10 protein-coding genes are annotated in these 7,768 nt (G+C 69.4%); 6 read left to right on the forward strand and 4 right to left on the reverse strand.

Translation table 11 applies throughout. From position 1 onward, the window contains the following. Positions 1 to 113: 113 nt before the first annotated feature. The 4 genes from HW577_RS16090 to HW577_RS16105 all read right to left on the reverse strand — a co-directional run bounded on the left by HW577_RS16090 (position 114) and on the right by HW577_RS16105 (position 3,567). Complete coding sequence (locus tag HW577_RS16090) at positions 114 to 1,076, reverse strand: isocitrate lyase/PEP mutase family protein (protein WP_198377168.1); 963 nt, start codon at positions 1,074 to 1,076, stop codon at positions 114 to 116. Positions 1,077 to 1,254: 178 nt separating this feature from the next. Continuing rightward, entirely contained in the window at positions 1,255 to 1,689 is a 435-nt protein-coding gene (locus tag HW577_RS16095) for a TadE/TadG family type IV pilus assembly protein (protein ID WP_198377169.1), read from the reverse strand. Next, on the reverse strand, positions 1,679 to 2,149 hold the full coding sequence (locus HW577_RS16100; protein WP_198377170.1) for a TadE/TadG family type IV pilus assembly protein: 471 nt from the start codon (positions 2,147 to 2,149) through the stop codon (positions 1,679 to 1,681). Before HW577_RS16100 ends, HW577_RS16095 begins: the two co-directional genes overlap by 11 nt. Next, complete coding sequence (locus HW577_RS16105) at positions 2,146 to 3,567, reverse strand: TadG family pilus assembly protein (RefSeq protein ID WP_198377171.1); 1,422 nt, start codon at positions 3,565 to 3,567, stop codon at positions 2,146 to 2,148. Before HW577_RS16105 ends, HW577_RS16100 begins: the two co-directional genes overlap by 4 nt. Before the next feature lie 539 nt (positions 3,568 to 4,106). On the opposite strand from HW577_RS16105, the gene HW577_RS16110 reads away from it, so the two are divergent. The 6 genes from HW577_RS16110 to HW577_RS16135 all read left to right on the forward strand — a co-directional run. Continuing rightward, complete coding sequence (locus HW577_RS16110; protein ID WP_198377172.1) at positions 4,107 to 4,310, forward strand: Flp family type IVb pilin; 204 nt, start codon at positions 4,107 to 4,109, stop codon at positions 4,308 to 4,310. 734 nt (positions 4,311 to 5,044) lie between these two features. Further along, positions 5,045 to 5,245 carry a Flp family type IVb pilin gene (locus HW577_RS16115; protein ID WP_198377173.1) on the forward strand — a complete coding sequence of 67 codons (201 nt, stop codon included), beginning with the start codon at positions 5,045 to 5,047 and terminating at the stop codon, positions 5,243 to 5,245. Positions 5,246 to 5,586: 341 nt separating this feature from the next. Then, the gene (locus HW577_RS16120; protein ID WP_198377174.1) at positions 5,587 to 5,760 is read left to right on the forward strand and encodes a Flp family type IVb pilin; all 174 of its coding nucleotides are present in this window, start codon (positions 5,587 to 5,589) and stop codon (positions 5,758 to 5,760) included. A gap of 45 nt (positions 5,761 to 5,805) precedes the next feature. Beyond that, complete coding sequence (locus HW577_RS16125; RefSeq protein ID WP_198377175.1) at positions 5,806 to 6,315, forward strand: A24 family peptidase; 510 nt, start codon at positions 5,806 to 5,808, stop codon at positions 6,313 to 6,315. 3 nt (positions 6,316 to 6,318) lie between these two features. Then, complete coding sequence (gene cpaB / locus HW577_RS16130) at positions 6,319 to 7,185, forward strand: Flp pilus assembly protein CpaB (RefSeq protein ID WP_198377176.1); 867 nt, start codon at positions 6,319 to 6,321, stop codon at positions 7,183 to 7,185. Further along, positions 7,182 to 7,768 (forward strand): hypothetical protein (locus tag HW577_RS16135; protein WP_419956592.1); only part of this gene is annotated, 587 nt, incomplete at its 3' end. The genes cpaB and HW577_RS16135, both read left to right, overlap by 4 nt.

Consider the following 7,768-nt stretch of genomic DNA (forward strand, 5'->3'; position numbering starts at 1 on the left):
CATCGACGTCGCTGCGCAACGCCGATGGGCGCCCGTTCCCCCCTCAACCTTTTTTGGAACCAAGCAGACAAAGAAGGGAGGGGGTTCGGGGGAGGTTCATCCTCCCCCGACCTTCACTCGGCGGCCTTCGGCGCGTACCCCAGCCCGCCCTCGTACTTCCGCGCGCTGTCCGCCCCGAGGAACTCGGCTTCCATTTCCCGGATCCGGTCGAAGCCCGAGAAGCCGTGCAGGTTGCCCATCGGGTGCGCCTTGAACCGCGCGTCGTACTCCGCCTCGGCCATCGGCCCGCCGGCCTTCAGCGCCATCGCGAAATCATGGATCGCCATGATCGTCGCCCGCATCGCCGCCCCCGGCAGGATGCAGACGCGGATGCCCAGTTCCGCCATGCGCTCGGCCGACAGGCGCGGGGAGATGCCGGTCATGTTGTAGAAGACCGGGCCCTTCACCTCGCGCCCGATCCGCTCGACCTCGGCCTCGTCCTTCGGCCCTTCGACGAAGGCGAGGTCGGCGCCGGCATCGAGGAAGGCGTTGGCGCGGCCGATCGCCTCATCCAGCGAACCCCCATGCGCGCCGCGCGCATCGGTGCGCGCGATCAGCACGAAGTCCGGGTCGAGCGCGTCGCGCGTGCGGGCGGCGGCGCGGACCTTGAGCACCGCTTCCTCCCGCCCGATCACCTCCCGCCCAGCGACATGGCCGCAGCGCTTGGGCGCGACCTGGTCTTCCAGATGCAGGCCGGCGACGCCGCCGCGGATATACTCCTCGACCGTGCGCACGACGTTGATGGCGTTGCCGAAGCCGGTATCCGCATCGGCGATCAGCGGAACACGGACCGCTGAAGCGATCAGCCGCGCGTTCAGCGCCATCTCGGTGAGTGTCGCCAGGCCCGCATCGGGCAGGCCGAGCAGGTTGAGCGAGGTGCCGTAGCCCGACATGTAGAGCGCCGGGAAGCCGGCATTCTCGAGGATGCGGGCCGACATGGCGTTGAAGCAGCCGGGGACGACGAGAGGCCGGTGCTCGGCAATCAGCGCGCGCAGGCGGGTGGTGGGGCGGGCGGTCTCGCCCTGGCCGAGGCGCATGGGTTGGCTCCTTTCCCGGAAAGCGGGGTGCGCGGGAGCCTAGAGCAATATCCGATCAGCCGGAAACGGCTGCTCGGATGTCCTGTTCTGGAAACCATTGATTCTACAGCACGAAATCCGAGCACACTGCGAGCACACTGATTCTAGTGTGATGGGATGGTGCTGTAGCCCTGCGCGGCTACAGCCGGAAGGTGACCGTCGCGTCGTCGTTGAAGCTTTGCTGGCCCACGCCGAAGGGATTGACCACGAAGGCAAAGCGGATGCGCGTGGTCACCGTGACCGTCACGTTGCCGTTCGCCGCCTCGGCGCGCCGGACGCAGACCCCCAAGGGGTCGGCCTGCGTGCCGGTCGCGGTCACGTAGCGCGTCACCACGCCGCCGCGGCCCATCTGGTTCACCAGGTCCGTCCGGCAGACCTCGACATTGCCGCTGAGGTTGACGATGCCGAACCGCTCCGCATCCGCGATGAAGTTCCTCATGCCCTGGATCGTCATGTAGTAGCGGCCGAGGTCGATGGCCGCGAGCAGCGTGAGGAAGAAGAGGCCGGCGACGACGGCGAATTCCACCGCCGCGACGCCGCGGCGGCAGGAGACGGCGTGGCGGCTAGAGGACACGGACTTCGACATTGCCGCGCAGCGTGGTGACGGGGACGACGATGATCGGCGAATAGGGCCGGGTGACGGTAATCGAGACATACTGGCGGAGCGTGCAGCCATTCTGCTCCGTGTCGCAGTCCACGCGGTTGGCGTAGCTGACCGCGGCGCTGCCGCACTGGCACCAGCTGAGCGGCGTGATGCAGACGCCATTGCCCACGCCGTCCACGCAGGACGTGGCGAGCGGCGGATTGCCCAGATGCGCGCGCACCGTGTCGCGGATCTGCGTCGTCGCGGTGGGATTCGAGAAGGCGATCTGCGCCCCGGCGCGGGCGGCCGATTCCATCCGGATCGCCTGCTGCATGGCGTTGCCGAAATCGGCCACGGCGAACATGACGAGCACGACGATCGGCATCACCAGCACGAATTCGAGGGCCGAGGCAGCGCGGTCGCGGCGACGGAGGAGGGAGGTGATGGTCATTGGACGAGCCTCACGGTCCAGATCTGCGCAACCCCCGTGCCGTAGGCCTGGCAGGCATTCACGTTCATCGCCGAATTGCCGCTGAGGCTGATGCGCCCGCCGACGATCGACATGCAGCCGTCGGACGCGCCGGGCGGGGGATTCATGGTCGCGGTGCCGACGAGCTGGATCTCGCTGGTCGGCGCGTAGACGCCGCCGAACAGGGTGCTGCCGGAATTGCCCTCGATGCGGATGTTGTCGCCGGCCGCGTTGCGGACCGCGCCGGCGTTGTCGCGATAGATGGCGACGCCGTCATAGGCCGCGGGCGCGCCGTTGCCGGTGCCCGGCGCGATCAGCTCGAAGGTGCCGCCGGTCAGGCGGATGGCGCCGACGTCGTTGGAGGAATTGCCCGTGAAGACCAGGGTCACGCCAGCCCGCCCGGCGACGGAACAGCCGTCGCAGACGATCCGGCCGCCGGTCTGGATCAGGCTCGCGCCGCTGAAATAGTACGTGCCCGGCGTCAGGCGCAGGGTCTGGCCGGCGCCGATCTGCACGTTGCGGCCGCAGGTCGCGGTGTAGTCGCGGGGCACCGCGTTGCGGTTCGTGACGCTGGTCAGCGTCATCGTGACCCAGCCATTCGGCTCGTTGTTCCCGTTGCCGCGCAGGATGTTGTTCCGGGCGTCGCGATAGGTGGGCTCGACGCAGGCGTTCCCCGTGAAGCGCGGGATCGGGTTCACCGTGCGGTCGTCGAGGTCCTCGAAGGGGTTTTCCGTGAGCGGCGCGCCCGATGCGGTGCCACCGGGGACATTGGCCTCGGGCACATCGTCGCAGTTGTAGCACTGGCCGTGCGCGCGCAGCGCGGCGGCGATCAGGCTTCCCGCGGCGTTGTTCCCGAGTTCGATGGAACGCCGCCCCGGCTTGTTCGACGCGATCAGGCAGTTCGGCGCGTTCAGCGCGTTGCTGCCGGAGATGTAGACGCTGCCGTCGACCTGCGTCGTCCCGCCGCCCGGCGGCGGGACGGAGAGCACGCAGGCCGGCCCGCCCGGGGTCCGCGCGGCCACGGCCCCGCCCCAGGCGATCGGCGCGACGGTGCTGATGAGGCGCGCCAGCACCATCGTCTGCGGCTGCGTCACCTGGACGCGCACCGCGTTGGGCGCCTGGCCGCCCGGCGCCGGCGTGGCGAAGGCGCCGCCCGACCAGAGGCCGGTCTCGACCGTGACGGTCACGTTGGTGCCGTTGGTGAACCCGTTGCGGGTCACCACCTCCCGGACGCGGCTGTCGACCTCGCTCGTGCCGACCTGGGTCAGGGCGTAGATGCCGGCGATCGCGCCGGCATCCGCGGCGCCCTGGGCATTGCGGCGGACCGTGAGCCAGGTACCGGCCTCGCTGGCGAGCGCGGCCATGCCGAGCAGCGCGGTCGCGCTGACGGCGAGGGCCACGGCGATGGAGCCACGGCGCCCGGCGGGCCTCGACCGGGGGAGCCATCGGATCGCGGCTGGACGTTGTTTTGCGGGCATGGGTCGATCGATCGTGTTTCGGTAATCGAGATAACAAATACGTGATCGCTTGTCGCCCGTTCAATCACAAAATGTCGAACACCGCCACGCGGATGGGACCGGCGCGGTGTGGCGGTCTGCGCGCGGGGCGGCTCGCGGATCGGGCGTGATCGCGCCTGTTGGCGGTTTTCGGGCGGATGGCTGCGGGAGTGCGTCCAGCGGCACGATCGCGAACATCACGAAATTGTGAAGACGATCGTATCCCAGGTCAAACGGAGGTTTGATCGTTTTTTCGAGGATGTTCTAAAATTAAAGATGGACAGGAGAATTAGTAGATTGTTTATATGTCAGCAGCGGATCGAGATGGTTGCCAGCCAGGCCCGACCGCACCGCCGCCCCGGTTCGCGCAGAACGATGCCGAGCCTGGGTGGGGGCCCCAACGACCGGTGGCGCCGCGCGCGCCCAGCAGACGGAATTGACCCATGATCCGCAAGCTCTTCGCCTCTCTCCGTGGCGCCGCTTCCGACCGCAAGGGCGTGACCGCGGCCGAGTACGCCATCCTCGCCGTCGGCGTGGTCATCGTGGTGGGCGGCGCCGTGCTCGCCTTCGCGCCGGCCCTGAACACCGCCTTCACCGCGATCGGCACGCAGATCACCAGCACGCAGACCTCCGTCCGCGCCCGCTGACCCGCGATGCGCCGGCGCCCCGTGCGCCGGCGCCTTCCGGCCGGCGCCGAATGCCTCGGCGTCCTGGCCTTCCCGCGCCTGCTGGCCGTGCCTGGCCGGCCATCGATGCGCGCGATATCTTCCCAATCCTGTGCGGGGGCGGCTTGGCCCTGGTGCGCGCGTGGTCGCCGGGTTTGCCGTTGGGCGCCGAATGCCTCGGCGTCGAGGCCTTCCCGCGCTCGCTGGCCTTAGCTGGCTGGCCATCGATGCGGCGCGACATCTTCCGAAGCCTGTAGGGGTCGGCCTGGCTGCGGTGAACGCCCGGTCGCCGGAGCTGCCGCTCGGCGGTGCTGCGGTCCATTCGGAGTCGCTTCGTTAAGGAAGTCGCGGTCGGTCCCGGGCGCGATCGAGCCCGAATGGTTGCGAGATCCAGAATTTCGTCGCCTCTGGCGGATGGTCCACAACCTCCGGGTGTGCGCCAAAAATTCTTCGATAAAACATTCACTTGAGCGAAAAGACTGCCAGCTGATCTGAGCAATTTTCCGCGCCAGTGGCGCGAAGAAACTCAAAAAAACGCTGAATCTCAAAATTTAGCGTTGACACTCGCTTAACGAAATTGTTTAGTCCGTCTCAAGGTGAGCGCTAACGGTTTCGTGAGTGCCGCCTCCCACCAGCCCCGAAAGGCGCCCAGACGAGCGGGCACGGGGCGGGTGGTCCGCAACCGGCTCGTACGCTTTTTACCGAAGGGGAACACCATGATCCGCAAGCTCTTCGCCTCTCTCCGTGGCGCCGCTTCCGACCGCAAGGGCGTGACCGCGGCCGAGTACGCCATCCTCGCCGTCGGCGTGGTCATCGTGGTGGGCGGCGCCGTGCTCGCCTTCGCGCCGGCCCTGAACACCGCCTTCACCGCGATCGGCACGCAGATCACCAGCACGCAGGGCTCGATCAGCCGCTGACGCTGCCTTCCCCATCGGTCTTCGCCCGGATCCCGCCGAAGGCGGCGGATCCGGGCCCCCGATGGGGCGTCCGCCTGACCCCCGCCCGCCGATCGTGATGCGGGCGAGGGTCCCGGCCTCCATCACACTGCCGCGATGGGGGGGGGCGAAGGCCCGTGGTGCCAGGGCGTCGCAGCGGGGCCGATCGAGGCGCCCGCGAGCAGGCCGGTCGACCCTTGGGTTTGAATGGCTTGTGTCGTAATGGTCCGGTCAGAATACGACGATCATTCGCATCACTCGGGAGACGGGGCTGCACAATGCAGGATCGGTTGACCAGAAATTTACGCCGTCTCGTTCGTCATATGCGCGACACGCGGGGTGTGACGGCGGCGGAATACGCCATTCTCGCCGTGGGTGTCGTCATCATCGTCGGCGGTGCCGTGCTCGGTTTCTCTCCCTACCTGGTCAATGCCTTCAGCGACGCCGGGACCGTCCTCACCTCCACCCAGGCCTCCCTGCCGGCGGCCGCCCGCTAGACGCGGACGGCGGCGCACACCCCACCCGATCGGGTCAGGACCAAGATGAGCGGCGTGCTGCTTCTCCAGATTGTCGCGATACCGCTGCTCTGCTTTGCCGCAGCGCGCGACATTGCGACGCGCCTGATCCCCGACGGGATCTCCATCTGCATCCTCGCCGCCGGCATCGTCGCGCGCGTGACGGTCGGGTGGGCGGAGGCCGGCATCTCCCTTCTCGTCGCCCTTGGCGTCTTCGCCCTGCTGCTGCCGCTCGCGATGCGCGGGCTGCTCGGGGGTGGTGACGTTAAATTGATGGCGGCGCTGGCCGCGGGCCTGTCGCCCTTCGAGACCTGGTCCTTCGTCGTCGCGACGGTGTTCGCGGGCGGCGTGCTGGGCTTGGCCTATATCCTGGGGCGCTACCTCGTGCCCGAGACCCGCCTCGCGCCCGGCGGTCCGCTTCTCCGCCGCGTCCTGGCGGTCGAGGCGCGGCGCGTTCGCCGCCGCGGCCCGCTTCCCTACGCCGTCGCGATCGCGATCGGCGGCACCCTTGTCCTCCTCAATCTGCCGGGAGCCTGAGCCATGTTCCTACGGCTTCTCGTTGTCTTCTCCCTCGTGCTGAGCGCCACCGGCCTCGGCATCCTGGCGCTGCAGCTGATGCAGCCCGCCGGCCAGCCCCAGCAGGTCGTGCGCGTGGAAGCACCCCCCACCGTCGCGCCCGTGCCCCGGGTGCGGATGGTCGTCGCGGCCAGGCCGCTGTCCATCGGCACGCTGCTGAAGGACGACGACCTGCGGGAGATGGAGATCCCCGGCGACTCGGTGCCCGAGGGCGCCTTCGTCGGCGGCGGGGAAGCGCTCGCCGAACTGCGCGGCGCGCTGCTGCGCCGCTTCGTCGATCCGAACACGCCGATCATCCGCACCGACGTGCTGCGCCCGCGGGACCGCGGCTTCCTTGCCGCCGTGCTGCGGCCCGGCACGCGCGCGATCTCGATCGGCGTCGATGTCGTCACTGGCGCCTCCGGCCTGATCTGGCCGGGCGACGAGGTCGACCTGATCCTGACCCAGAACCTGCAGGCCGGGGGCCAAGAATCGCCTGGACGGCGAGTCGTGGGCGAGACCATCCTGTCGGCAGTCCGGGTGATTGCGGTGGACCAGCAGATCAGCCACAGCGGCACGGATGCCACGGCGGGACGTGTCGTTGCCCGCACCGTGACGCTCGAAGTGACGCCGGAACAGGCGGAACGGGTGGCGGTCGCGATGCAGCTTGGGCGCATCTCGCTGGTCGTTCGGTCGATCGAGGGCGTGCCCGAGGCCTCCGCGCCGCGGCCCTCCCTCGTGTTCGGTTCGGATGTCTCGTCGGCCCTCACCGGGCCCCAGGCACCCGCGCCGGCGGCGCCGCGCATGCGCATCATCCAGGGCGGGTCGCAGCAGGAGGTTACCTTTCGATGATGCTGGTGCGCTTCACCGGGGAGAACGGCTCCCGCCCCCTGCGGGCAGGTACGGCCAACTCCGGACGGCTTCTCCTGTTGGCGGCGGTCTCGGCCTTTCCCCTTCTGGCCCTGTCCGCCGAACCGGCGCGGAGCGCGGCGGCGGGTGATCCCGTCGCCGCCTCCGATGCGCCGGCGGTCGGCGTCCGCGTCGGCAGCCATCCGGGCTATGGCCGCGTCGTCTTCGACTGGAGCGCGCGCACCGACTACCAGGCCACGGTCGAGGGCGACACGCTGGTCCTGCGCTTCGCCGAGCCGGGGCGCCCGATGGTCGGCGCGGTGTCCGCGCCGCCGCGCAACGTGCTCGGGCTTGCCGCGACGGGCGGAGAAGTGCGGATCGCGGCGCGCGAAGGCGCCCGCTTCCGCCATTTCCACCACGGGCCGAAGCTCGTTGTCGACATCCTCGACCCCGGCGCGCCGGCCGCCATGGCGGCCGCGCCGCGGTCCACGGCGACGGTTGCGGCCGTCCAGCCGGAGAGCGCCCCGACCACCGAGAACGTGCTGAGCGACCTCGCCGCCGCGACGCGCCTGCCCCCGCCGGCAGC

This window comes from Neoroseomonas rubea (assembly GCF_016106015.1).
In the GTDB taxonomy this organism is placed as follows: Bacteria; Pseudomonadota; Alphaproteobacteria; order Acetobacterales; family Acetobacteraceae; genus Neoroseomonas; species Neoroseomonas rubea.